The sequence below is a fragment of the Pseudomonas atacamensis genome (assembly GCF_017167965.1).
GTDB lineage: Bacteria > Pseudomonadota > Gammaproteobacteria > Pseudomonadales > Pseudomonadaceae > Aquipseudomonas > Aquipseudomonas atacamensis.
Genome location: NZ_CP070503.1, coordinates 4,840,942 through 4,863,914 on the forward strand (window position 1 = coordinate 4,840,942; position 22,973 = coordinate 4,863,914).

Below are 22,973 nucleotides of genomic sequence, written 5' to 3' on the forward strand. Positions count from 1 at the left end.
ACGTCGGAAGGCTGAGTGGAGGGATTGATCCGGGCGTGGGAGCGCAGCGACCGTCTGGCGCAGCCAGACACAGCGGAAGGAGGTGCAGCGAAGCAAACCGGAGCCGCTGCGCCCGGATCGATCCCGCAGCGAAGGAACCCGAGCCTGCGAGGGCCGAACGTAGGAGCAAGCGTTTTGGGTTACCTTTTTGGCGTTTGAAAAAGGTGACCCGCCGTAAGGGCGGAACCGTAATCAGCAACACCCACAGCAACGGATATACACCCAAAACCCCACGTCATGGTCGGCCCGAAGGCCGCCACGACACAAAAACCTCAAGCCTCCTTACGCACCCGAAACCAGGCCGCATACAACGCCGGCAAAAACAACAGCGTCAGCGCAGTCGCAACAATCAGCCCGCCCATGATCGCCACCGCCATCGGCCCGAAAAACACACTGCGCGACAGCGGAATCATCGCCAGCACCGCCGCCAGCGCCGTCAATACAATCGGCCTGAAGCGCCGCACCGTAGCCTCGATAATCGCCTGCCAGGGCCTGAGCCCCGAAGCAATATCCTGCTCGATCTGATCGACCAGAATCACCGAATTGCGCATGATCATCCCGGACAACGCGATAGTCCCGAGCATCGCCACAAACCCGAACGGCTGCCGGAACACCATCAGAAACAGGGTCACCCCGATCAAGCCCAACGGCGCCGTCAGAAACACCATCGCCGTACGCGAGAAACTGCGCAACTGCACCATCAGCAAGGTCAGCACCACGACAATGAACATCGGCACCCCGGCATTCACCGACTTCTGCCCGCGCTCGGAATCCTCCACCGTGCCGCCGACATCCAGCAGATAACCATCGGGCAACTCAGCGCGAATCGGGTCCAGCGTCGGCATGATCTGCTTGACCAGCGTCGCCGGTTGTTCCTTGCCATAAATGTCCGCGCGCACGGTCACGTTCGGCAGCCGATTGCGGTGCCAGATGATGCCTTCCTCAAACCCGTATTCCAGCGTGGCAATCTGCGACAACGCCACACTGCGACCGTTATCGGTCGGCACCGCCAGGCTCGGCAACAACGACAATTCAGTGCGCTCGTGCACGGTGCCGCGCAGCAGAATCTCGATCAATTCGTTGTCTTCGCGGTACTGGCTGACCGTCGAGCCGACCAGCGAACTCTGCAGGAATTTCGCCAGATTGGCGGTGCTCACACCGAGGGCGCGGGCGCGATCCTGATCGATGTTCAGATAAACAACTTTGCTCGGTTCTTCCCAATCCAGGTGCACGTTGACCACATGCGGATTCTCGCGAACCTTTGCTGCCACCTTGCGCGCCAACGCACGGACTTCTTCGATGTGCTCGCCCGTGACGCGGAACTGCACCGGATAGCCAACCGGCGGGCCGTTTTCCAAACGGGTGACCCGCGAACGCAGAGCCGGAAACTGTTCGTTGAGGGTTTCGATCAACCAACTGCGCAGCGCTTCACGCTCTTCGATGGTTTTTGCCAACACCACGAACTGGGCAAAACTCGCCGCCGGCAGTTGCTGATCCAGCGGCAGATAAAAGCGTGGCGAACCGGTGCCGACATAGGCCACATAATTGTCGATGCCCGCGTGCTCCTTGAGCAGCGCTTCGAGGCGTTTGACTTCACTGGTGGTGTTGGCCAGCGAAACGCCTTCGGCCAGTTTCAGGTCGACCATCAACTCCAGCCGGTTCGAAGCCGGGAAGAACTGCTGCGGGACGAAACGGAACAGCATCACCGAGGCAATGAACAGGCCCACAGTCAGCACGATCACAGTCTTGCGATGGGCCACGCACCACTCCACCAGACGCCGGACGCGCTGATAAAACGGCGTGGCATACGGATCCGGTTGACCATCGCCAGTGCCGTGTTTTGCCGCGTGAATTTTCGCCAGATCCGGCAGGAGTTTTTCCCCCAGATACGGCACGAACATCACCGCCGCGACCCATGAGGCGAGCAAGGCAATGGTCACTACCTGGAAAATCGAACGGGTGTATTCGCCGGTGCCGGACTGCGCAGTGGCAATCGGCAGGAAGCCGGCGGCGGTGATCAGCGTGCCGGTGAGCATCGGGAATGCGGTGCTGGTCCAGGCGTAACTCGCCGCGCGAATGCGGTCGAAGCCCTGCTCCATTTTGATCGCCATCATTTCCACGGCAATGATCGCGTCATCCACCAACAAGCCCAGCGCCAGCACCAGCGCACCGAGGGAAATCTTGTGCAGGCCGATGCCGAGGTAATACATGCAAGCGAAGGTCATCGCCAGCACCAGCGGAATGGTCAGCGCGACGACCATGCCGGTGCGCACACCGAGGGAAAAGAAGCTCACCAGCAAGACGATCGCCAGCGCTTCGACCAACACCTGAACGAACTCGCCGACGCCGGTTTTTACCGCTGCCGGCTGATCGGACACCTTGCGCAGCTGCATGCCGGCCGGAAGGTTTTTCTGAATGCGCGAAAACTCGCCCTCCAGTGCCTTGCCCAGCACCAGAATGTCGCCGCCGTCCTTCATCGCCACGGCCAGACCGATCGCGTCGTCGCCCATGAAACGCATGCGCGGCGCCGGTGGGTCGCTGAAACCGCGACGCACATCGGCGATATCGGAGATGCGGAACGTACGATCGGCGACGCGGATCGGAAAGTTCTTTATCTCATCGACTGTCTGAAAATTCCCCGAGACGCGTAGCTGCAAGCGCTCGCTGCCGGTTTCGAAGAACCCCGCCGTGGATACCGCGTTCTGTTCCTCCAGCGCCTGCTGCACCGCCGCCAGCGGCAAGCCAAGAGTGGCGAGTTTGACGTTGGACAGCTCGACCCAGATTTTCTCGTCCTGCAACCCAAGCAGTTCGACCTTGCCGACGTCCTTGACCCGCTGCAGCTGAATCTGGATGCGGTCGGCGTAATCCTTGAGCACGGCGTAGTCGAAACCGTCGCCGGTCAACGCATAGATATTGCCGAAGGTGGTGCCGAACTCATCGTTGAAGAACGGCCCCTGAATTCCCGGCGGCAAAGTCTGGCGAATGTCGCCGACCTTCTTGCGCAACTGGTACCAGAGATCAGGGATCTGCTTGGAGTGCATCGAGTCGCGGGCGATGAAGGTGACCTGGGATTCACCGGGGCGGGAGAACGACATGATGCGTTCGTACTCGCCGGTTTCCATCAGCTTCTTTTCGATACGTTCAGTGACCTGGCGCGAGACCTCCTGCGCGGTCGCACCGGGCCAGCGGGTCTGAATGACCATCGCCTTGAAAGTGAACGGCGGGTCTTCACTCTGGCCGAGTTTGGTGTAGGACAACGCGCCGACAACGGCGAGCAAAAGCATCAGGAACAGTACGATCTGGCGATTACGCAACGCCCATTCGGAGAGGTTGAAGCGCATCGGGGCTTACTCCTTGTTCGCCAGATTGACCACACGATTGGAGCGATCCACTGGTCGCACCTGCTGGCCGTCGAGCAATACGTGAACGCCGGCAGCCACCACCCAGTCGCTGGCATTCAGGCCCTCGAGCACCGCCACGCTTTTCTCGCCGAACGGACCGACCCGCACCGGGGTTTTCTTCAACGTGTTGTTGCCGTTGACCACCCAGACGTAAGTCGCGCCGTTTTCAGCGGTCAGCGCGGAAAGCGGTATCGACAACGAGACACTGTCAGCCGCTTGCACGAACACCCGGGCGCTCTGCCCCAGCTCGGCCGGGACTTTGCCGCTGGTGAACGAGATACGCGCGGCAAAAGTGCGCGAGCGCGGATCGGCGGATGGCGACAACTCTCGGATCTGCCCGGCAAACCGCTGATTCTGCTGCGCCCACAATTCCACGGTCACTGGCTGACCGACCTTGAAGCGGCCGAAGCTTTGCTCCGGCAGGCTGATCAACACTTCGCGCTCACCATCGGTGGCGAGTGTGAACACGGTTTGCCCGGCAGCGACCACCTGACCGACTTCCACCGAACGCTTGGCCACCACGCCATCCTGTGGCGCACGCAGCACCGCGTAACTGGCCTGGTTGGTCGAAACGTTGAATTCGGCTTTGATTTGTTTAAGGCGGGCTTCGCCAGAGCGATATAGATTTTCGGCGTTGTCGTAGGCCGAGCGGCTGACCATCTGCCGATCCATCAGGGTTTTATAGCGATCCCGTTCGGCGCGGACCAGGTTCAGATTGGCCTCGGCGGCGGCAACCTGCGCGCGGGTGGCTTCCAGTTGCAGGCGCACATCCTGCGGATCGAGTTCGGCCAAGGGCTGATCGGCCTTGACGCGCTGGCCTTCGTCGACCAGTCGTCGGCTGACTTTGCCGCCGATGCGGAACGCCAGATCAGGCTCATAACGGGCACGCACCTCGCCCGGATAACTTTCCATCGCCTGCGCCGAAGGCTCGGGCTGTACCACCATGGCCGGGCGTACGGTGACTTTGGTCACCTCTTCCTGACCGCACGCCGATAACAGGAACGCCAGACTGACTGGCACGGCAAAGGACAACGCATGGCGGAACATGGTGACGGACCTTTCGCGAATGAGGCTTGGAATATTTATACTGGCGGGTATGGTATTAATAGCAAACTCACCAGTCCAGTATTAAAAGCGAAGAATGTCGAACAATCTTTCAGCTCCAAACGGCCCGGGCCGCCCCAAGGATCTGGCCAAACGCCAGGCGATCCTGGATGCGGCGAAAACCCTGTTTCTCTGCCATGGCTACGCCAACACCAGCATGGACGCGGTGGCCAGCGAGGCCGGCGTGTCGAAGCTGACGGTCTACAGCCATTTCAATGACAAGGAGACGCTGTTCTCCGCCGCCGTCGTCGCCAAATGCGAGGAACAATTGCCACCGCTGTTCTTCGAATTGCCGGACGGCATCCCGGTGGAAAATGTATTGCTGAACATTGCCCGAGGCTTCCACCACCTGATCAACAGCGATGAATCGGTAAACCTGCATCGTCTGATCATGGCGCTGGGCAGTCAGGACCCGAAGCTGTCGCTGATCTTCTTCGAGGCCGGCCCAGAGCGCGTGGTCAACGGCATGGAAGGTCTCCTGGCGAAAATCCATGCAACCGGCGCGCTGAGCATCGACCAGCCACGCAACGCCGCCGAGCACTTCTTCTGCCTGATCAAAGGGGCGGGAAATTTTCGTTTGTTGTACGGCTGCGGCGAGCCGCTGACTGGAGAAGCAGCGGAACGGCATGTGCGGGAGGTGGTGGGGTTGTTTATGAGGGCCTATGGGGGAGGAGCAGCTGCGAGCTTCTAGCTACAAGCTGCAAGAAAAAGCAAAAGCAGTGACTTGGCTCTGGCTCTGGCTTGCAGCTTGCAGCTTGCAGCTTGCAGCTTGCAGCTGCTTCTAGGGCTTCAGCGCTTTCTTCGGATAAATGTCATACCGGCTCGATTTGCCATCCAGCGCATGGCTCGGTTTCGGCCCTTCGATGCACGGTGCCTTGCGCGGGCGCTTGACCACCACCCGGTGCGTGGCCAGCGCCAGCGCGGCTTCAAGCAAGGCCGGGGCATCCGGGTCATCGCCAACCAGCGGGCGGAACAGGCGCATTTCCTTTTTCACCAGCGCGGTTTTCTCGCGATGCGGGAACATCGGATCGAGGTAGATCACCTGCGGCGCCTCCCCTTCCCAACTGCGCATCACTTCGATGGAGTTGCCCTTGAGCAATTTCATCCGCGCCACGATCGGCGCTACATCGAAATCTTCTGCCGCCCGGGCCAAGCCGTCCTCAAGCAGTGCGCCGATCAGCGGCTGGCGCTCGATCAGGCTCATTTCACAACCGAGACTGGCCAACACAAACGCGTCCTTGCCCAGCCCCGCCGTGGCATCGAGGACGCGCGGGCGCACGCCTTGGGCGATGCCGACCGCTTTAGCGATCATCTGCCCGCTGCCGCCGCCATACAAACGACGATGAGCCGCACCGCCCTCGACAAAGTCGACCCGCACCGGCCCCGGGGCGTCCGGGCCAAGCTGCTGCAACTGCAAACCCTGCTCGCCGACCTGCAAGGCGAACTCACCGTCGGCCTCGCCGAGCGGCAGGCCGAGACGTTCGGCCCAGTGTGCGGCTTGCGTTTGAAACGCTGGGGCGAGGGCCTGGACATGGATGCGGCAGGCCGCGGGTGACTCGATCATGAAAAAACGCTCAAAAAAGTTAAGGATCGACAAAAACCGCCGATAAACCATTCAACGCGCATTTTGCCAGAGCTGAGCGTCAACCGAAAAAAATGTCAGGCATTCTTCCCACATCGATTGGCTACGTTTCGCCCCATGGCGACTTCAGCCGTCATAACACTCAAGCACTGAGCGGCGTCAGTCACCTGTGGCAGGATTTCTTTGCCCAGGCCCTGGCCGAACAGACGAGTGAAGTGGTGCCTGCCTGTGGCACGTTTCCACCGGTTGACCTGAACAGCCCGGAAGAACCAACCGTTGGCAGCGAGCTGCACGCGCACATCGTCAGCCAGCGTGAGTGCGATGTGGTCGAAACCCAGGTTCGCCCGCCAGAGCCACTGTTCCTGCCGATCGCCGAGTTCGAAATGGAGCTGCTGGACAAGCCGTTCCCACCGTTCCCGCCAGAAGAACTCAAAGCCCAGCAAGAGCAACAGGATTTCGACAGCAGCTGGGTACGCCCGATTGTGATCAACAATGGCCAGCCAGTGCCGGAGCCAGGCCCTGCTCCGCAGAAACGTCCGTTGTACCTGCCGATCGCCGAGTTCGACCTGGACTTGCTGCAGAAGCCTTACCCGCCGTTCCCGCCGGAAGAAATCGTCGAGCAACAGAAAGCCCTGGACTTCGATAATGGCTGGGCGCGCCCGATCGTTCTGCAGAACCTGCGCCTCGCCGCCTGATCCTCAGCGACACACGCTCCAGCGCCCGACATCGACATGAAAGTGATTGCGATGAGCGGCGTTGTAATCCGGGCTCAACACCACACTGAATGACTCGCAGGCGCCGTCACGCAGCTGGCGCAGAAACTCTGCGTCCTGATTCTGCTTGGGCCAATCCTTGAGCACGCTGATCGTGCGTCCGTCAGCCAGGCGGAAACCAGCGATGTCCAGCGCGTCGGCACTCGCATGTCGGCTGAGAGCGCCGCTCTCACGGTTGTAGACATTGCGACAGGCGAAGCTGCCGAGGTGATCGACCCGCGCCACTTTCTGTCCATAAAGCGATTGCGCCGCCGGTTGCAGGGTGTGGTGTTCAAACATTGCGTAGGCCACCGCCAGCGGGCAACTGGCGATGAAACTGCTGCTCAGCGCCACTTCACCGCCCTGCACCCGCAGAGCAGCGATCAGCGGACACTTGGCGCCCGGGCTGTCGGCCTGGGGGCTGACGCGCAGATCCGAGCTGCTCAGCGCCTGTGCGCAAAGCTCGGGATCACTGCGCAGGCGCATGAGTTTGTAACCGGTCAGCCAGTTGGGCGCGGCTTTTATGTCCAATGGCGCCCACGGGTTCCACTGCGGCGGCACCTCCAGCCAGCCGCGCCAGACACTCACCGCTGCGCCACCCATCGCGAGCAACACCCCCCAGAACAGCCAACGTCCCATGCTCAGTCCTTGAAGAATTGATTGGCCTTGGCGTACGGCATCGACTGTGACGTGAAACCAAAGGTGCCGGATTGCTGGATTTCTTCAGCAGCGCGGAAGAGCTCGCCGAACGCCGCCAGCGCCAGTGCCGAGCCGGTGCTGATGCGGCGTACGCCCAGTTCCTCGAGCTGTTGCACGGTCAGTTTCAAACCGCCAGACATCAAAACGTTGATCGGCTTCGGCGCCACGGCTCGCACCACTGCCAGCACTTCTTCGGCGCTGCGCAAACCCGGCGCATAGAGCACGTCGGCACCCGCCGCGGCAAATGCCTGCAAACGGCGAATGGTGTCGTCGAGATCGGGATTACCGTGCAGGTAATTTTCCGCGCGAGCCGTGAGGATGAAGGGAAACGGCAGGGTGCGCACCGCCGCGACGGCGGCTTCAATCCGTGCGACGGCGTGTTCGAAGCAATAGATCGGCGCGTCCGGACGTCCCGTAGCGTCCTCGATCGACCCGCCCACCGCGCCCGCCTCGGCGGCACGGAGAAGACTCTGCGCAGACTCCAGCGGATCATCGGCAAAGCCGTTTTCCAGATCCACCGCCACCGGCAGATCCGTCGCCGCGACAATCGCGCGGACATTGGCCAAGGTCTCGTCGAGACTCAGTGCGCCATCAGCCTTGCCCTGGGAAAACGCGTAACCGGCGCTGGTGGTGGCCAAGGCCTGATAACCAAGACTGGCGAGCATCTTCGCCGAGCCGGCATCCCACGGATTGGGGATGACGAAGATCCTCTGGCGATCATGCAGGGCCTTGAAGGCTTGGGCTTTGAGGAGTTGCTGCTGACTGACTTGGACGTTCATCGACGGGCTCCCGGGCAGAAAAAACCCGCCTCAGAGCAAGCCAAGCTGCTCGGCGGCGGGTTCTCTGTATAGCTCAGGCAGCGCGGGCAAGCCAGGCAAACGTTGCATCAGTTGTGCGTGAAAACGTTGCGCCAGTTTCGCTGCCAACAGGTTGTCGGCGGTATGCAGAAAGACGTAGGGCGTGCGGCCCTCTTCGATCCATTCAGCGACTTTCGCCACCCACGGCACAAGAAACGCATCGTTGGCCTCAAGCTCGGGATGGCCGATGAAACGCACCTGTGGAAACTGCGTGAACGCCGCCGGACGCGTCGGTACACGCGGTTTTTTTGACTGCGCGTGGATCACCGAGGACTCGGTCGACAAGCAGCTGAACAGCGCGCGCGGGTCGAGACAGATGCGCTCGACACCGCGATCCAGCAACAGACGATTGAGCAGACGCTCGCTCTCGCCCTTGGCGAAGAACTGTTCATTGCGCACCTCGACCGCAAGCGGGCAATCCAGTGCATCGATAAACGCCGCGAGCTCCGGCAGACGCTGCGGCGTGAAGCTTTTCGACAGTTGCAGCCACAGCGGCGAAACACGTTCGCCTAACGGCTTGAGTAATTGCAGGAAGGTTTCGGCAGCGGTCAGTTGCTCACGCAAGTCGCCGCTGTGGCTGATGTCGCCGGGGAATTTGGCAGTGAAGCGAAAGTGTGCCGGCATGATCTCGGCCCAGCGCTGGACGGTAGCCGGCGATGGACTGGCGTAGAAGGTGGTGTTGCCTTCGACGGCGTTGAACACCTGGCAGTAGAGAGCGAGAAAGTCGGAGGTTTTTGCGTCTACCGGATACAGATACTCGCGCCAGGCATTTTCGCTCCAGGACGGGCAACCGAGGTAGTAAGGCAGATCCATCAGATATACAGATCGAGGCCCAGCACGTCTGCGTCCCAATCGACAAAACCGGCGGTGCTCAGGTAGCTGGCCAGAGCCATGGCTACGCTCTTCTTCATCGCGCGGTGGTAGATCATGTCTTGTTGACGGGCAGGCAGGTTGCTCAGGCGTTGCGCGGTGGCTTGCGCGGCGCGAGCAGCCAGTTGCTCCTCGCTCGGAAATTCCAGCTCGCCATCGATAATCTCGACGGACTCATCCAGCGCCGCATTGCCTTTACGCGGCTTGCGCTTGATGGGGTAGGACTGAGTGGAAACGCCGTCTATACGCATAATGTCATGCTCGGTATCGATGATGGCAATTTAGCGGCACTTGACCGACTTAGCAAACTGCCGAGTGATAACTAGAACACATAAAGCGCAAAAGGTTTTAAGCGAGGGGGCAGAAACTGACGATTGGCGATATTTGTATGTGACCAGCGAACCTGTGGGAGCGAGCCTGCTCGCGAAGGGTCCAGCACATTCAACACATGCATTGACTGACCAGAAGCCTTCGCGAGCAGGCTCGCTCCTACAGGAGAAAGTGTCGAATCATCGGGCTTTCGGGGTGGCTACTTTATCGCGCAGGTAGACCGGCTGGGCGTCATCTGCCGGGATCGCCTCACCGCGCTCCCAGGCGAAACGCGCCAGGGTCAACAGGTCTTCGGCGTGGGGCAGCATGCCAGCGTCAGAGCCGCTCAGATTGACCGCGATGCGCTCACCATAACTCCAACCGGTACCGGCACCGAACCAATCGCCATTGGCGTCAGCCGGCAGCGCGGCGACTTCCGGTGGTAGAACGGCTTCGGCACCAACCAGACGCATCTCCCCCGCCGTCTCGCGGTAGCAGCCCCAATACACCTCATCCATCCGCGCATCGATGGCGGCTGCCACTTGGCTTACGCCATGTTCACGAAAGGCACGCTGGGCGAGCACGGCAAGGTTGGATACCGGCAATACCGGACGATCCAGAGCAAAGGCCAAACCCTGCACCACACCGATGGCAATGCGCACACCCGTGAACGCGCCCGGGCCACGGCCGAAGGCAATCGCGTCGACCGCTTGCAACGTGGTGCCCGCATCGGCAAGCAATTGCTGGATCATCGGCAGCAGCTTCTGCGCGTGCAGGCGCGGGATCACCTCGTAATGGCTCGTGACCTTGCCGTCATGCAGCAAGGCAACGGAGCAAGCTTCAGTCGCGGTGTCCAGGGCCAGCAAGGTGCTCATCGATGTTTCCAAAACAGGGGTGGGGAAAAAAGTGCGTCAGTATAAACAACTACGGCCCGCAAGCGGGCCGTGGATGATGCAGCCGATCAGACTTTTCAGCTCAGCGCGGCCAACACCTTGGCGGTGATTGCATCGACCGAACCCACGCCTTCGATGTGGCTGTACTTTGGCTTGCCGCCGTTGCTGGCGGAAAGGTTCTTATAGAAATCCACCAGCGGTTTGGTCTGCGAATGGTAGACCGACAGGCGATGACGCACGGTTTCTTCGGTGTCGTCCTTGCGCTGCACCAGCTCTTCGCCGGTGATGTCGTCCTTGCCAGCCAGTTTCGGCGGGTTGTAGACGATGTGGTAAACGCGGCCGCTGGCTTCGTGAACACGGCGACCGGCGATGCGCTGGACGATTTCTTCGTCTTCAACAGCGATTTCAACCACAGCGTCCAGCTCGACGCCGGCAGTGACCAGCGCTTCAGCCTGCGGAATGGTGCGCGGGAAGCCGTCGAACAGGAAACCTTTGGCGCAATCAGGTTGAGCGATGCGGTCCTTGACCAGCGCGATGATCAGGTCATCCGACACCAGGCCGCCGGCATCCATGATGCTCTTGGCTTGCACGCCCAGTGGAGTGCCAGCCTTGACCGCAGCGCGCAGCATGTCGCCGGTGGAGATTTGCGGAATGCCGAATTTCTCGGTGATGAACTTTGCCTGAGTACCTTTACCGGCCCCGGGAGCTCCCAGCAGAATGACGCGCATCGATGTGCTCCTCAATTTTTTATATAAAAGCTTTACAAAACAAAGGATTCGCTCGTAACAGGCGGATCCTGAAAATACGGGTCGTGGCCGCACAAACGGCCAAAGGCTGATCAAGATACACAGCAGGCTGCGCCCACACAAGACGCCAAAAGTCGGAGAAACCGACGCCCGCCGTGACCTCGCGACGCGGTAACCCAAGTCGCAACCCCATCAATAACTGTCGCTTCGCGGCACTTTCCTACGCCAGGAGAAGCGGCATCCGACCCTTGTCGCGAACGCCGCCAGAGGTGCTCAGCAACCTTAGCCGGTATTGCGCAATCCGGCGGCAATCCCTGCTACAGACACCAGCAGCGCCTGTTCCACCGGGCTGCCCTGCTCGACATCCTGCTGCCGCGAACGCGCCAACAGCTCGGCCTGCAATAGATGCAGCGGGTCGAGGTAGGTGTTGCGCAAGCGGATGAATTCGAGGGTGTCGGGGCTGTGCGCCAGCAGCTGCGACTGCCCGGTCAGGCCAAGCACGACGGTGCATGCCTGCGACAATAGGTCGCGTAACTGCGCGCCCAACGGCAGCAGATCAGCCTCGACCAAACGTTCGTCGTAGGACTGCGCAATATCCGCGTCGGCCTTGGCCAGAACCATTTCCAGCATGTCGATACGAGTGCGGAAGAACGGCCACTGTTCGCGCATCTGCCCCAGCAGCTCACCTTCGCCGCGCTCCAGCGCCTTGCTCAGCGCCGTCTCCCAACCCAGCCAGGCCGGCAGCATCAGTCGCGTCTGGGTCCAACCGAAGATCCACGGAATTGCCCGCAGGCTTTCGATACCGCCGGCACGGCGTTTGGCCGGGCGACTGCCGAGCGGCAAACGTCCCAGCTCCTGCTCTGGGGTCGACTGACGGAAGTACTCAACGAATTGCGGATTTTCCCGCACCACCTGGCGGTAAGCGCTGACACCGTCCGCCGCCAATTCGTCCATCAGATGGCGCCATTCCGGAGTCGGCGGCGGCGGTGGCAGCAAGGTCGCTTCGAGCACGGCGGCCAGATACAGATTGAGGTTTTGCTCGGCGATGTCCGGCAGGCCGAATTTGAAACGAATCATTTCGCCCTGTTCGGTAGTACGGAAACGCCCGGCCACCGAACCCGGTGGTTGCGACAGAATCGCCGCGTGCGCCGGACCGCCACCACGGCCAACGGTGCCGCCGCGACCGTGGAACAGCAGCAGCTCGACTTGCTGCTCACGGCAGATTTCCACCAGTCGTTCCTGCGCGCGATATTGCGCCCACGCCGCAGCGGTGGTGCCGGCGTCCTTGGCCGAGTCGGAATAGCCGATCATCACTTCCTGCGGGCCGTGCAAACGCGCGCGATAGCCCGGCAACAGCAGCAGACGTTCCATCACCGGCCCGGCGTTGTCGAGGTCGGCGAGGGTTTCGAACAGCGGCACCACGCGCATCGGCCGCAATACGCCGGATTCCTTGAGCAGCAGTTGCACCGCGAGCACATCGGAAGCCGCGCCAGCCATGGAGATCACGTAGGAGCCCAGCGAAGCAGCAGGCGCGGCAGCGATTTCCTTGCAGGTGTTGAGCACTTCAGCAGTGTCGGCCGACGGTTTGAAATGCGCGGGCAGCAACGGTCGACGGTTGCTCAGCTCCTCGGTGAGGAAGTTGATGCGCTGTTCTTCATCCCAATCTTCGTAGCGGCCGAGGCCGAGGTAATCGGTGATTTCCGTCATTGCCGAGCTGTGCCGCGTTGAATCCTGACGCACATCGAGGCGCACCAGAAACAGGCCGAACGTCACCGCCCGACGCAGGCAGTCGAGCAACGGCCCGTCGGCGATGACGCCCATGCCGCACTCGTGCAGCGAGTTGAAACACAACTGCAAAGGCTCAAGCAGATCGCGATTGTCGTGCAGCACATCGGCGGTGGCCGGGGTCGGCGCGGTCAATGCAGCGTGCGCCCAATTGCGTGTAGCGCGCAGGCGTTCGCGCAATTGCTTGAGCACCGCGCGATAGGGTTCGGCGCTGTCGCCGGCCTTGGCCTTCAGCGCGTCGCTGGCCTGCTGCATCGACAGTTCGGCAGCGAGATGATCGACATCACGCAGATACAAATCAGCGGCCATCCAGCGCGCCAGCAACAACACTTCGCGAGTGACGGCGGCGGTGACATTGGGGTTGCCGTCACGGTCGCCGCCCATCCATGAGGCGAAGCGGATCGGTGCGGCTTCCAGCGGCAAGCGCAGACCCGTCGCGGCGAACAGCGCCTGATCGGCTTTGCGCATATGGTTGGGGATCGCCTGCCACAACGAATGCTCGATCACCGCGAAGCCCCACTTGGCTTCATCGACCGGGGTTGGTCGGGTGCGACGGATTTCTTCGGTGTGCCAGGCTTCGGCGATCAGCCGCTGCAGTTTGCTCTGGATCTGCTCGCGCTCGGCGCTGGTCAGGTCGCGATGATCCTGAGCGGCCAGTTGCGCGGCGATTGCATCGTACTTCTGAATCAACGTGCGTCGCGCCACTTCGGTCGGGTGCGCGGTCAGCACCAGTTCGATTTCCAGCCGCGCCAGTTGCCGGGCCAGGGACTCGGCGCTGTGGCCTTCGCTGCGCAGGCGCGCGAGCAGTTCCGGCAACACCCGCGACTCGAACGGCGCCGGTTGCGACTCCTCGCGGCGATGGATCAGCTGATATTGCTCGGCGATGTTGGCCAGGTTGAGAAACTGGTTGAAGGCCCGCGCGACCGGAAGCAATTCGTCTTCACTCAATTGATTGAGGCTGGCGCTCAGTTCAGCGTCCATCGAGCCGCGCCGGTCGGCCTTGGCGCCTTTGCGAATCTGCTCGATCTTGTCGAGGAACGCCTCGCCGTACTGGTCTCGAATGGTGTTGCCCAACAGCTCTCCGAGCAGGTGAACATCTTCGCGCAAGCGTGCATCAATATCGGTCATCAGCAGTTCTCCAGCGGTAATCGGGGACAGCGCAGAAACGAATGCTTTGCCAGAGAGTGCCGCTCTGCGCCGCTTCTTACAAGCAGGCGACGAATTGACTTTAAACCTTGCCGGCGAAAGCTAGTCTCAACAGTAAGCCGTACGACGGCCCGCCGCCGGCGCTGCCGGACACTCACCCAGGCCTGCCATCAGCAGGCGCTAAATGAGGTCATCATGAAAATTCGTGAACTCGCCCAGCATTGGGAAGAAAACGCCAAAGGTCGCCTGACCGACACCGGCTACACGATTCATCTGGACGTCGAAGCAGCCGCAAGGCTGGCGGCGATTGCCGAAATGTACCCCAAGCGTCACCCCGAGGAACTGCTCGGTGAACTGATCGGCGCCGCGCTTGAAGAATTCGAAGCGAGCCTGCCGTATGTGAAGGGTTCGACGGTAGTAGCGACGGACGAGGAAGGTGATCCGTTGTATGAAGATGTTGGCCCGACGCCGCGTTTTCTGGCGTTGTCACGACGGCATCTGCATGATTTGTCCTCGGCTGAGAACAAGCAGAAGCACTGATCCGACACACATCACAAATGTGGGAGCGAGCCTGCTCGCGAATGCGGATTTTCATTCAGCATTTGCGCTGGCTGACACATCGCATTCGCGAGCAAGCTCGCTCCCACATAGGCTGTATTCCAGTTCGAAAATTGGTTTATCAACGGACAAATTACACCCGCGCGTACCGCTCCAAAGCCCCAAAGTTCCCGTCCCAGAGCCTTGTCCAAACGGTCAATTTAATTTTTGGCGATAGGCCATCTTTTCTGAACTTTTCAAAAATGCCGCCGGTCGGAACAGGTAACCACGCCTGGAACGAGCGTTTCAATTCGCGTCTACAAGCGATGCTTTCGCCTCCTCTGCCAGGATGGATTTAGTTGTATTTTCAGGAGATGCCTAATGGAGTTGAAGACCATGAAAACCCAAACCTCGTTTTCCCACCTGCGCGGTCTGAAACTGGCCGCTCTGGCCATCGGCACCAGCTTCGTACTGGCCGGTTGCGCCGGTAATCCTCCGACCGAGCAGTACGCCGTCACTCAATCGGCCGTCAACAGCGCCGTCAGCGCTGGCGGTACCGAGTTCGCTGCGGTGGAAATGAAGCAGGCTCAGGACAAACTGAAACAAGCTGAAATCGCCATGCACGACAAGAAGTATGACGAGGCCCGTCGCCTGTCCGAACAGGCTGAATGGGACGCTCGCGTCGCTGAACGCAAGGCTCAGGCCGCCAAGGCCGAACAGGCTGTGAAGGATTCCCAGAAAGGTGTTCAGGAACTGCGTCAGGAAAGCCAGCGCACTGTGCAGTAAGCGCGCATCTCGACCGCAAAGCTGAAACTCTTACCGATAGAAAGGACGACAAATTATGCGTAAGCAACTGATGATTCCCGCTCTTCTGGCCGCAAGCGTTGCACTGGCTGCCTGCTCCACCCCGCCTAACCCGAACCTGGAACAGGCGCGCACCAACTACGCCGGCCTGCAGGCCAACCCACAGGCGAGCAAAGTCGCGGCCCTGGAAACCAAAGACGCCAGCGATTACCTGGACAAGGCCGACAAGGCTTATCTGGACAAAGAAGACGCAGCCAAGGTTGACCAACTGGCTTACCTGACCAACCAGCGCGTCGAAGTGGCCAAGCAGACCATCGCTCTGCGCACCGCTGAAAACAACCTGAAAAACGCCGCAGCCCAACGTGCCCAGGCCCGTCTGGATGCCCGTGACCAGCAGATCAAACAGCTGCAGGACAGCCTCAACGCCAAGCAGACCGATCGCGGTACGCTGGTGACTTTCGGTGACGTGCTGTTCGCCACCAACAAGGCTGATCTGAAATCCAGCGGCCTGGTGAACATCAACAAACTGGCGCAATTCCTTCAGGAAAACCCGGATCGCAAAGTAATCGTCGAGGGTTACACCGATAGCACCGGCACCGCGAGCTACAACCAGTCGCTGTCCGAGCGCCGCGCGACTTCCGTGCAGATGGCCCTGATCAAGATGGGCGTCGACCCTTCGCGCATCGTTGCCCAGGGTTATGGCAAGGAATACCCGGTAGCGGATAACGGCAGCGTCTCGGGCCGTGCGATGAACCGTCGTGTGGAAGTGACCATCTCCAACGATAACCAGCCAGTAGCACCGCGTTCTTCGGTGAGCTCGAACTAAGCTTCACCCGGTAACGCAAAAGCCCCGCCTGAGTTGATCAGGCGGGGCTTTTTCATGCACGACCAGAGATTCCGTGTGGGAGCGAGCCTGCTCGCGAAAGCGGAGTGTCATTCACATCAATGTTGAAGGTGAAACCGTATTCGCGAGCAGGCTCGCTCCCACATTTGATGGGGTTACTGCTCAAGCTTCTGCGGAGTTTCCTCACCCATGCAACGCACAGCTTTCTTCTGCGCATTAACCAGCACCCCGGTCAGGCCATTCTGTTCGGTATCGAACAGCACCAGCACGCCATCAATGCACTGCGCCACTTGCGGCGCAGGCGTCAGCGAGACTTTGTAGTCCTCGCCCGGCACGGTCTTGAGCATGGTGAATTCGCTGAGCAGCAACGCATCCTCCGGCTTGGCAAAGTGCAGGTAGCCGTAGTACCACAGCGCCCCGACGGTGCCGAGGATGCTGCAGATACCGGTGATGATCAGCGGGATGGCATTACGTTCTTCAGTCATTGCGGGGTCTCATCTTCGGAATTCGGGGGCGGCGGATAGTTGGGGATTTCGCCGAGGCGGCGCAGGCCGTCGAAGTGTTCGGGGTCGTCGAGATAGCGCAGCATGACCTGACGCCACACCGGGTCGCCGAAGGTCTGCACATGACCACCACGGGTCAGCTGCAACACGCGCGGCGGCGGCGCTGCCTGATACAGGCGAATGCCGTTGGCCATCGGCACCAGCGGATCGTCGATGCTGTGGAAGATCAGCTTGGGCACGCCGGTCAGCTGCGCCATCGAGTTGATTGCGCTGTCGCCGTCCGGCACCAGCCACGACAGCGGCACCTGCAGCGGCCAGGTCAGCCACGAAGTGCTCAGGGCGAATTGGCCGACACTGCGATAACTGGCCGGCACGCCATCCAGTACCAGGGCCTTGAGTTGTTTTTGCCGCTCCGGGTGCTGCGCCAGCCAATGCACCGACATCGCGCCGCCCAGACTCTGCCCGAGCAGCACCAGCGGTTTGCCTTTGACCTCGGGCGCGTTGTCGAGCCAGGCGAACGCGGCGTCGATGTCCTGGTAGATCGCCGGCAGGCTCGGCTTGCCCTCGGACAAACCGTAGCCGCGATAGTCGACCAACAAGACCTGATAGCCGTTCTTCGGCAACCACCAGCTGCCGCCCAGATGCATCGGCAGATTGCCGCCGTTGCCGTGCAGATGCAGGACCGTGCCTTTGACCTCGACGCCAGGTTTGGCCGGCAGCCACCAGGCGTTGAGCTTCAAGCCATCGGCGGTGATCAGGGTGACGGTGCGGTATTCGAGTTTGGCCTTGTCCGGGGTGAAGATCTGGCCCGGTTCCGGGTAGAACAGCAGCGAACTGCAACCACCGAGGGTCAAGAGCAGGCAAAGGATGCCGAGGATTCTCATCCGGTGAAACCTCGCAAAGAAGAGAACTGAACACAAATCAAACCTGTGGGAGCGAGCCTGCTCGCGAAAGCGGTGTATCAGCCGACATCAATGTTGAAGGTGAAATCGCATTCGCGAGCAGGCTCGCTCCCACAAGGGGTTCGGTGGTGGGTCTAGAGGATATTGGAGTAATCCGCCTCAATCCGGTCCAGGCTCAAATGGTTGAGGAAGTTGGAGAAACACATCCACGCCGACAACGCATTCAAGTCCCGGAACTGGTCCGGCAGATATTTCGGCGGCACCACCAGTCCTTCGTCCACCAGTTGGCGCAAGGTCCGCATGTCTTCCAGTGTGGTCTTGCCACAGAACAACAGCGGAATCTGCTCGAGCTTGCCCTTGCGCACGGCCAACTGAATGTAGTTGTAAACCATGATGAAGCCCTTGAGGTAGGACAAGTCTTTGGTGAATGGCAGACCGGTCGGCGTCGAGCCACGGAACACCCGGCTGGCATTGCCGTAGCTTTCGGCCATCTCGAAACCCTGCTCGCGGAAAAATTCGTAGATCTGCAAAAAGTCCGCGCCCTCCTCGACCATATGAATCGCACGGGTGCGGTTAGTCAGTTTGCGCAGGCGACTCGGGTAAGAGGCGAAGGTGATGATTTCCATCAGGATCGCCAGGCCTTCCTGGGTCACCGTCGACGAAGGCGGGCCTTTCGACAGGAAGGTGCAGATCGGCTGATTCAAGCCATTGAGTGTGGTGCCGACGTGCACCAGGCCTTCGTGGACTTCCAATGCACGGACGTCGCGGTCGTTGAACAGCGCGTCGGTGCGGATCTTGATGTAGTCAGCGCCTGCGGCGGCATCCGCGACGATGCCGTCGGATTCGAACACGCGAATGGTTTCTTCGGCCTCACCGAATACCTTGTTCAGTCGGGTTTGCAGCAGATGCACCGCGTCTTTGGCGGTGAGGATTTTCGGCTCGTCCTTCAGATCGCCGCGCCCGTCGATGTTGTTCAGGTAGTCGGACATCATCAGGCCGAGGTCGGCGAGGGTCGGGTCACCGGCGTGGAAGGCATCGGACGCCGCGCCGTACAGCTCCTGCGAGATCAGGCCGAAGTCCTCGGTGCCGCGCGCTTCGAGCATGCGCACCACCATGCGGTATTCCTTGCACATGCGCCGCATGATCTGCCCGACCGGGTTGAACTGGCCGAGCTGGCGGGTGATGTCACGCTCGATGTTCTGGAATTCCAGTTTGACCTGGCTCGAATCGAACGACAGCGGGCGGTTGAGGTAGTAGTCGCGATCCACCGCCGGCATTTCCTTGCCTTTGGCCTTGAGGAAGCCCTTGCGCACGTTGTCGTCCCACTTGACCGCATCGAGCACGCGGATCGGCGTCTGCGCCAGCACAATGCGATCGGACAACATGCGTATCGTCTGCTGGTAATCGTCCACCCGAAACTCCTGTAGAAAACGTGACGTGCTGAAACTCAGTCTTTTGATCGTTCCCACGCTCTGCGTGGGAATGTCGCCCGGGACGCTCCGCGTCCCTTTTTGCTGCGTGACGCAGAGCGTCACAGGATGCATTCCCACGCGGAGCGAGGGAGCGATCATCAACGGCTCGCTCCCACGAGGTGTAGCGTGAAACGCTAGACCGACGCCAGCACCAGGTGCATATACCGCGTCAGGATCCCGAGCATGTCCTCTTCGGCCAACGGCTCGGCGTCGTTGAGCAGGCCCTGATATTCCATCCGGCCGATAATCGCCGTCAACACCTTGGCATCCTGCTGCGGTTCACGCGAGCCCAGTACCTGGAACAACTGGCAGGTGCCCTGCAGCAGAATCTGCTGGTGCGAGCGCACCAGAATGGCCAGACGCGGGTTGAGCAGCGCTTCCTGGCGGAACGCCTGCTCGGCCATCAGATGCTCGCGCCGATTGATCAATTGCCGGTGCACGTAATCGGCCATCAGCCGCGCGATGTCATCGGCCAGTTGCGAGCGCGACTCCGGGCTGCCGTCGGCGCTGACCACCATTTCGCGCAACAGACCCTCGTTATTGATCCACAACTTGGCCATGTACGCCGCGCTGCGTTCAACGTATTGGGCGAAGGTATCGGTGAGCAGGTCATCGATGTCCTTGAAGTAATACGTGGTCGCCGACAGCGGCACGCCGGCCTCCGCCGCGACCGCACGATGGCGCACGGCACGCACGCCGTCGCGCACGACAATGCGCATCGCGGCGTCGAGAATGTCCTGGCGACGCTGCTCACTGCCCTGTCGGCTGGCCTTGCGGCCCTGGTACTGAACACTTTCAGCGACCGCAGTGGCGATACCCGCTGCACCTTCTTGAGCTAATGCACCCATCACGACAGCACTTCCTCTACTAATGCCAAATTAACCAATTGATACATTTGTACCAGACAGGCAATAAAAAGCCGCCTGTTTTAGGCGGCTTTTTAACTGAAACGTTTACGCTTGCGGTCGCATGTGCGGGAACAGGATCACATCGCGGATCGACGGCGAGTTGGTGAGCAACATCACCAGACGATCGATGCCGATACCTTCGCCGGCGGTTGGCGGCATGCCGTACTCCAGCGCACGGACGAAGTCGGCGTCGTAGTGCATGGCTTCGTCGTCGCCGGCGTCCTTGTCGGCCACCTGCGCCATGAAACGCTCGGCCTGATCTTCGGCGTCGTTCAACTCGGAGTAGGCATTGGCGATTTCACGACCACCGATGAACAGCTCGAAGCGGTCGGTGACGTTCGGGTTCTCGTCGTTACGACGGGCCAGCGGCGACACTTCGAACGGGTACTGAGTGATGAAGTGCGGCTGCTCCAGCTTGTGCTCGACCAGTTCTTCGAAAATCATCACCTGCAATTTGCCCAGCCCCTCGAAGCCCAGCACCTTGGCGCCGGCCTTCTTGGCGATGGCGCGAGCCTTGTCGATGTCGTTCAGATCATCGGCAGTCAGCTCAGGGTTGTACTTGAGGATCGAGTCGAACACTGACAGACGCACGAACGGCTCGCCGAAGTGGAACACCTTGTCGCCGTACGGCACGTCGGTGCTGCCCAGTACCAGCTGCGCCAGCTCGCGGAACAGTTCTTCGGTCAGGTCCATGTTGTCTTCGTAATCGGCGTACGCCTGATAGAACTCCAACATGGTGAACTCAGGGTTGTGACGAGTCGAAACGCCTTCGTTACGGAAGTTGCGGTTGATCTCGAAGACCTTTTCAAAACCGCCAACCACCAGACGCTTCAGATACAGCTCTGGTGCGATACGCAGGAACATTTCCATGTCCAGCGCGTTGTGGTGAGTTTCGAACGGCTTGGCTGCGGCGCCGCCGGGAATGGTCTGCAGCATCGGCGTTTCGACTTCGAGGAAGTCGCGCTTCATCAGGAAGCTGCGGATGTGCGCGATCACTTGCGAACGCACGCGGAAGGTCTGGCGCACGTCTTCGTTGACGATCAGGTCGACGTAACGCTGGCGGTAGCGCTGCTCGGTGTCGGTCAGGCCGTGGTGCTTGTCCGGCAGCGGACGCAGCGACTTGGTCAGCAGGCGCACGTTGGTCATTTCAACGTACAGGTCGCCTTTGCCGGAACGCGCCAGGGTGCCTTCGGCGGCAATGATGTCGCCCATGTCCCAGGTTTTTACCGCGGCCAGGGTATCTTCGGACAGCGTCTTGCGGTTGACGTAGACCTGAATGCGTCCGGTCATGTCCTGGATCACCATGAACGAGCCACGGTTGAGCATGATGCGACCGGCAACCTTGACCGGGATTGCAGCCTCTGCCAGCTCTTCCTTGGTCTTGTCCGCGTACTGTTTCTGCAAGGCATCGCAGTAGTTGTCGCGGCGGAAGTCGTTCGGGAAGGCATTGCCCTTGGCGCGCTCGGCAGCAAGCTTTTCCTTGCGCAGGGCGATCAGGGAGTTTTCTTCCTGTTGCAGGGCTTGCGGGTCGAGTTGTAGGTCGCTCATGTCTTTAAGTATTCCATCAGGTTCGTTGCCCCCAGCCTTCGGCTGGGGATCGCGGGCGAGCCCGCTCCCACAGAGGGTGTTACAGGCCGGATTTCAGGCTGGCTTCCAGATACTCGTCGATGTCGCCGTCGAGCACCTTGTCGCAATCGCTGCGTTCGATGTTGGTACGCAGATCCTTGATCCGCGAGGCATCGAGCACGTAAGAGCGGATCTGGTGACCCCAGCCGATGTCCGACTTGGTGTCTTCCAGCGCCTGCGAGGCCGCATTGCGCTTCTGCATTTCCTGCTCGTACAACTTGGCCCGCAGCATTTTCATCGCGGTGTCCTTGTTGGCGTGCTGGGAACGTTCGTTCTGGCAGCTGACCACGGTGTTGGTCGGTACGTGGGTGATACGTACGGCCGAGTCGGTGGTGTTTACGTGCTGACCACCGGCACCGGAGGAACGATAGGTGTCGATCCGCAGGTCTGCCGGGTTGATTTCGATTTCCACCTTGTCATCGATCTCTGGCGAGACGAAAACAGCGGAGAACGAAGTATGGCGACGGTTGCCGGAGTCGAACGGGCTCTTGCGCACCAGACGGTGCACGCCGATCTCGGTACGCAGCCAGCCAAAGGCGTATTCGCCCTTGATGTGCACGGTCGCGCCCTTGATCCCGGCGACTTCACCGGCGGACAGTTCCATGATGGTCGCGTCGAAACCGCGTTTGTCGGCCCAGCGCAGGTACATGCGCAACAGGATGTTGGCCCAGTCCTGCGCTTCGGTACCGCCGGAACCGGCCTGGATGTCCAGGTAGGCGTTGTTCGGGTCCATTTCATGGCTGAACATGCGGCGGAATTCCAGCTTGGCCAGATTTTCCTCGAGACGGGCCAGCTCGGCGACGACATCGCCCACTGCGCCTTCGTCGTTCTCTTCGACGGCCATGTCCAGCAGGTCGCGGCAATCGGCCAGACCGCCGTTCAGTTCGTCGAGGGTGTCGACGATCTGCGCCAGCGCGGCACGCTCGCGGCCCAGCTCCTGGGCGTATTCAGGTTTGTTCCAGACACTCGGATCTTCAAGCTCGCGATTGACCTCGGTCAGACGCTCATGCTTTTGATCGTAGTCAAAGATACCCCCGAATAGTTTCGGAGCGCTCGGACAGGTCCTTGATGGTGTTCAGGATCGGGTTGATTTCCATGACGGGCAGCACTCGTTGGCGAACTTTTGAAAGCCGGCGAGTATAACGTAAACAGGCTGTCGCGGCAGCCCGTCTGGCGGGTGTAAGGGTGATTCAC

21 protein-coding genes are annotated in these 22,973 nt (G+C 60.5%); 5 read left to right on the top strand and 16 right to left on the bottom strand.

The window, feature by feature from the left end; all coding sequences use genetic code 11:
* Positions 1-311 precede the first annotated feature (311 nt).
* Both JWU58_RS22160 and JWU58_RS22165 read right to left on the bottom strand, forming a co-directional pair.
* Entirely contained in the window at positions 312-3,380 is a 3,069-nt protein-coding gene (locus tag JWU58_RS22160) for an efflux RND transporter permease subunit (RefSeq protein WP_206420995.1), read from the bottom strand.
* A 6-nt stretch (positions 3,381-3,386) separates the two neighbouring features.
* On the bottom strand, positions 3,387-4,487 hold the full coding sequence (locus tag JWU58_RS22165) for an efflux RND transporter periplasmic adaptor subunit (protein WP_024011758.1): 1,101 nt from the start codon (positions 4,485-4,487) through the stop codon (positions 3,387-3,389).
* Between the two features lie 94 nt (positions 4,488-4,581).
* Here JWU58_RS22165 and JWU58_RS22170 point away from each other — a divergent pair, with 94 nt between their 5' ends.
* Positions 4,582-5,235, top strand: a complete 654-nt coding sequence (locus tag JWU58_RS22170; protein ID WP_110600151.1) for a TetR/AcrR family transcriptional regulator — start codon at positions 4,582-4,584, stop codon at positions 5,233-5,235.
* Between the two features lie 90 nt (positions 5,236-5,325).
* Here JWU58_RS22170 and JWU58_RS22175 read toward each other — a convergent pair whose 3' ends face one another.
* Complete coding sequence (locus tag JWU58_RS22175) at positions 5,326-6,108, bottom strand: class I SAM-dependent methyltransferase (RefSeq protein WP_123443106.1); 783 nt, start codon at positions 6,106-6,108, stop codon at positions 5,326-5,328.
* A 92-nt stretch (positions 6,109-6,200) separates the two neighbouring features.
* On the opposite strand from JWU58_RS22175, the gene JWU58_RS22180 reads away from it, so the two are divergent.
* Positions 6,201-6,821 carry a hypothetical protein gene (locus JWU58_RS22180; RefSeq protein ID WP_056783179.1) on the top strand — a complete coding sequence of 207 codons (621 nt, stop codon included), beginning with the start codon at positions 6,201-6,203 and terminating at the stop codon, positions 6,819-6,821.
* A 3-nt stretch (positions 6,822-6,824) separates the two neighbouring features.
* Here the strand turns inward: JWU58_RS22180 and JWU58_RS22185 are convergent, their stop codons facing one another.
* The 7 genes from JWU58_RS22185 to ppc form a co-directional block, all read right to left on the bottom strand.
* Entirely contained in the window at positions 6,825-7,517 is a 693-nt protein-coding gene (locus JWU58_RS22185) for an extensin-like domain-containing protein (RefSeq protein ID WP_123443063.1), read from the bottom strand.
* 2 nt (positions 7,518-7,519) lie between these two features.
* Positions 7,520-8,356, bottom strand: coding sequence for an isocitrate lyase/PEP mutase family protein (locus tag JWU58_RS22190; RefSeq protein ID WP_123443064.1), 837 nt, complete (start codon positions 8,354-8,356; stop codon positions 7,520-7,522).
* Between the two features lie 30 nt (positions 8,357-8,386).
* The gene (locus tag JWU58_RS22195) at positions 8,387-9,247 is read right to left on the bottom strand and encodes a DUF72 domain-containing protein (protein ID WP_024011753.1); all 861 of its coding nucleotides are present in this window, start codon (positions 9,245-9,247) and stop codon (positions 8,387-8,389) included.
* Positions 9,247-9,555: a hypothetical protein gene (locus JWU58_RS22200; protein ID WP_016771497.1), complete on the bottom strand. Its 309-nt coding sequence runs from the start codon at positions 9,553-9,555 to the stop codon at positions 9,247-9,249. Before JWU58_RS22200 ends, JWU58_RS22195 begins: the two co-directional genes overlap by 1 nt.
* A 258-nt stretch (positions 9,556-9,813) precedes the next feature.
* Positions 9,814-10,488 (bottom strand): tRNA (adenosine(37)-N6)-threonylcarbamoyltransferase complex dimerization subunit type 1 TsaB, encoded by a 675-nt coding sequence (gene tsaB / locus JWU58_RS22205; RefSeq protein ID WP_125918686.1) that lies wholly within the window; start codon positions 10,486-10,488, stop codon positions 9,814-9,816.
* 95 nt (positions 10,489-10,583) lie between these two features.
* Complete coding sequence (gene adk / locus JWU58_RS22210) at positions 10,584-11,234, bottom strand: adenylate kinase (RefSeq protein WP_123443066.1); 651 nt, start codon at positions 11,232-11,234, stop codon at positions 10,584-10,586.
* A 300-nt stretch (positions 11,235-11,534) separates the two neighbouring features.
* Positions 11,535-14,165 (bottom strand): phosphoenolpyruvate carboxylase, encoded by a 2,631-nt coding sequence (gene ppc / locus JWU58_RS22215; protein ID WP_110645880.1) that lies wholly within the window; start codon positions 14,163-14,165, stop codon positions 11,535-11,537.
* 213 nt (positions 14,166-14,378) lie between these two features.
* Here ppc and JWU58_RS22220 point away from each other — a divergent pair, with 213 nt between their 5' ends.
* The 3 genes from JWU58_RS22220 to lptF all read left to right on the top strand — a co-directional run bounded on the left by JWU58_RS22220 (position 14,379) and on the right by lptF (position 16,350).
* Positions 14,379-14,723, top strand: a complete 345-nt coding sequence (locus JWU58_RS22220; RefSeq protein ID WP_016771500.1) for a hypothetical protein — start codon at positions 14,379-14,381, stop codon at positions 14,721-14,723.
* A gap of 378 nt (positions 14,724-15,101) precedes the next feature.
* Complete coding sequence (locus tag JWU58_RS22225) at positions 15,102-15,506, top strand: DUF4398 domain-containing protein (protein WP_024011747.1); 405 nt, start codon at positions 15,102-15,104, stop codon at positions 15,504-15,506.
* A gap of 55 nt (positions 15,507-15,561) precedes the next feature.
* Positions 15,562-16,350 (top strand): lipotoxin F family OmpA-related lipoprotein LptF, encoded by a 789-nt coding sequence (gene lptF / locus JWU58_RS22230; protein WP_024011746.1) that lies wholly within the window; start codon positions 15,562-15,564, stop codon positions 16,348-16,350.
* A gap of 173 nt (positions 16,351-16,523) precedes the next feature.
* On the opposite strand, the gene JWU58_RS22235 is transcribed toward lptF, so the two are convergent.
* The 6 genes from JWU58_RS22235 to prfB all read right to left on the bottom strand — a co-directional run bounded on the left by JWU58_RS22235 (position 16,524) and on the right by prfB (position 22,876).
* Complete coding sequence (locus tag JWU58_RS22235) at positions 16,524-16,853, bottom strand: PA3694 family proteiin (protein ID WP_206420996.1); 330 nt, start codon at positions 16,851-16,853, stop codon at positions 16,524-16,526.
* A complete protein-coding gene (locus JWU58_RS22240) occupies positions 16,850-17,755 on the bottom strand; it encodes an alpha/beta hydrolase (protein ID WP_122699370.1) in 906 nt (301 codons plus the stop codon). Before JWU58_RS22240 ends, JWU58_RS22235 begins: the two co-directional genes overlap by 4 nt.
* A 152-nt stretch (positions 17,756-17,907) precedes the next feature.
* Positions 17,908-19,158, bottom strand: coding sequence for a flavohemoglobin expression-modulating QEGLA motif protein (locus JWU58_RS22245; protein ID WP_166554750.1), 1,251 nt, complete (start codon positions 19,156-19,158; stop codon positions 17,908-17,910).
* Between the two features lie 221 nt (positions 19,159-19,379).
* On the bottom strand, positions 19,380-20,093 hold the full coding sequence (locus JWU58_RS22250) for a TetR/AcrR family transcriptional regulator (RefSeq protein ID WP_016771505.1): 714 nt from the start codon (positions 20,091-20,093) through the stop codon (positions 19,380-19,382).
* 105 nt (positions 20,094-20,198) lie between these two features.
* Positions 20,199-21,701 (bottom strand): lysine--tRNA ligase, encoded by a 1,503-nt coding sequence (lysS, locus tag JWU58_RS22255; RefSeq protein ID WP_122704887.1) that lies wholly within the window; start codon positions 21,699-21,701, stop codon positions 20,199-20,201.
* A gap of 79 nt (positions 21,702-21,780) precedes the next feature.
* A protein-coding gene (gene prfB / locus JWU58_RS22260; RefSeq protein WP_099758102.1) for a peptide chain release factor 2 occupies positions 21,781-22,876 on the bottom strand; the annotation gives its coding sequence in 2 pieces (ribosomal slippage) (positions 21,781-22,803 and positions 22,805-22,876; 1,095 coding nt in all).
* Positions 22,877-22,973 lie beyond the last annotated feature (97 nt).

Bases quoted from the DNA above. Each gene is read 5' to 3' on its own strand.
- JWU58_RS22160 (WP_206420995.1), bottom strand. From the start codon at position 3,380: ATGCGCTTCAACCTCTCCGAATGGGCGTTGCGTAATCGCCAGATCGTA.
- JWU58_RS22165 (WP_024011758.1), bottom strand. From the start codon at position 4,487: ATGTTCCGCCATGCGTTGTCCTTTGCCGTGCCAGTCAGTCTGGCGTTC.
- JWU58_RS22170 (WP_110600151.1), top strand. From the start codon at position 4,582: ATGTCGAACAATCTTTCAGCTCCAAACGGCCCGGGCCGCCCCAAGGAT.
- JWU58_RS22175 (WP_123443106.1), bottom strand. From the start codon at position 6,108: ATGATCGAGTCACCCGCGGCCTGCCGCATCCATGTCCAGGCCCTCGCC.
- JWU58_RS22180 (WP_056783179.1), top strand. From the start codon at position 6,201: ATGTCAGGCATTCTTCCCACATCGATTGGCTACGTTTCGCCCCATGGC.
- JWU58_RS22185 (WP_123443063.1), bottom strand. From the start codon at position 7,517: ATGGGACGTTGGCTGTTCTGGGGGGTGTTGCTCGCGATGGGTGGCGCA.
- JWU58_RS22190 (WP_123443064.1), bottom strand. From the start codon at position 8,356: ATGAACGTCCAAGTCAGTCAGCAGCAACTCCTCAAAGCCCAAGCCTTC.
- JWU58_RS22195 (WP_024011753.1), bottom strand. From the start codon at position 9,247: ATGGATCTGCCTTACTACCTCGGTTGCCCGTCCTGGAGCGAAAATGCC.
- JWU58_RS22200 (WP_016771497.1), bottom strand. From the start codon at position 9,555: ATGCGTATAGACGGCGTTTCCACTCAGTCCTACCCCATCAAGCGCAAG.
- tsaB (WP_125918686.1), bottom strand. From the start codon at position 10,488: ATGAGCACCTTGCTGGCCCTGGACACCGCGACTGAAGCTTGCTCCGTT.
- adk (WP_123443066.1), bottom strand. From the start codon at position 11,234: ATGCGCGTCATTCTGCTGGGAGCTCCCGGGGCCGGTAAAGGTACTCAG.
- ppc (WP_110645880.1), bottom strand. From the start codon at position 14,165: ATGACCGATATTGATGCACGCTTGCGCGAAGATGTTCACCTGCTCGGA.
- JWU58_RS22220 (WP_016771500.1), top strand. From the start codon at position 14,379: ATGAAAATTCGTGAACTCGCCCAGCATTGGGAAGAAAACGCCAAAGGT.
- JWU58_RS22225 (WP_024011747.1), top strand. From the start codon at position 15,102: ATGGAGTTGAAGACCATGAAAACCCAAACCTCGTTTTCCCACCTGCGC.
- lptF (WP_024011746.1), top strand. From the start codon at position 15,562: ATGCGTAAGCAACTGATGATTCCCGCTCTTCTGGCCGCAAGCGTTGCA.
- JWU58_RS22235 (WP_206420996.1), bottom strand. From the start codon at position 16,853: ATGACTGAAGAACGTAATGCCATCCCGCTGATCATCACCGGTATCTGC.
- JWU58_RS22240 (WP_122699370.1), bottom strand. From the start codon at position 17,755: ATGAGAATCCTCGGCATCCTTTGCCTGCTCTTGACCCTCGGTGGTTGC.
- JWU58_RS22245 (WP_166554750.1), bottom strand. From the start codon at position 19,158: ATGTTGTCCGATCGCATTGTGCTGGCGCAGACGCCGATCCGCGTGCTC.
- JWU58_RS22250 (WP_016771505.1), bottom strand. From the start codon at position 20,093: ATGGGTGCATTAGCTCAAGAAGGTGCAGCGGGTATCGCCACTGCGGTC.
- lysS (WP_122704887.1), bottom strand. From the start codon at position 21,701: ATGAGCGACCTACAACTCGACCCGCAAGCCCTGCAACAGGAAGAAAAC.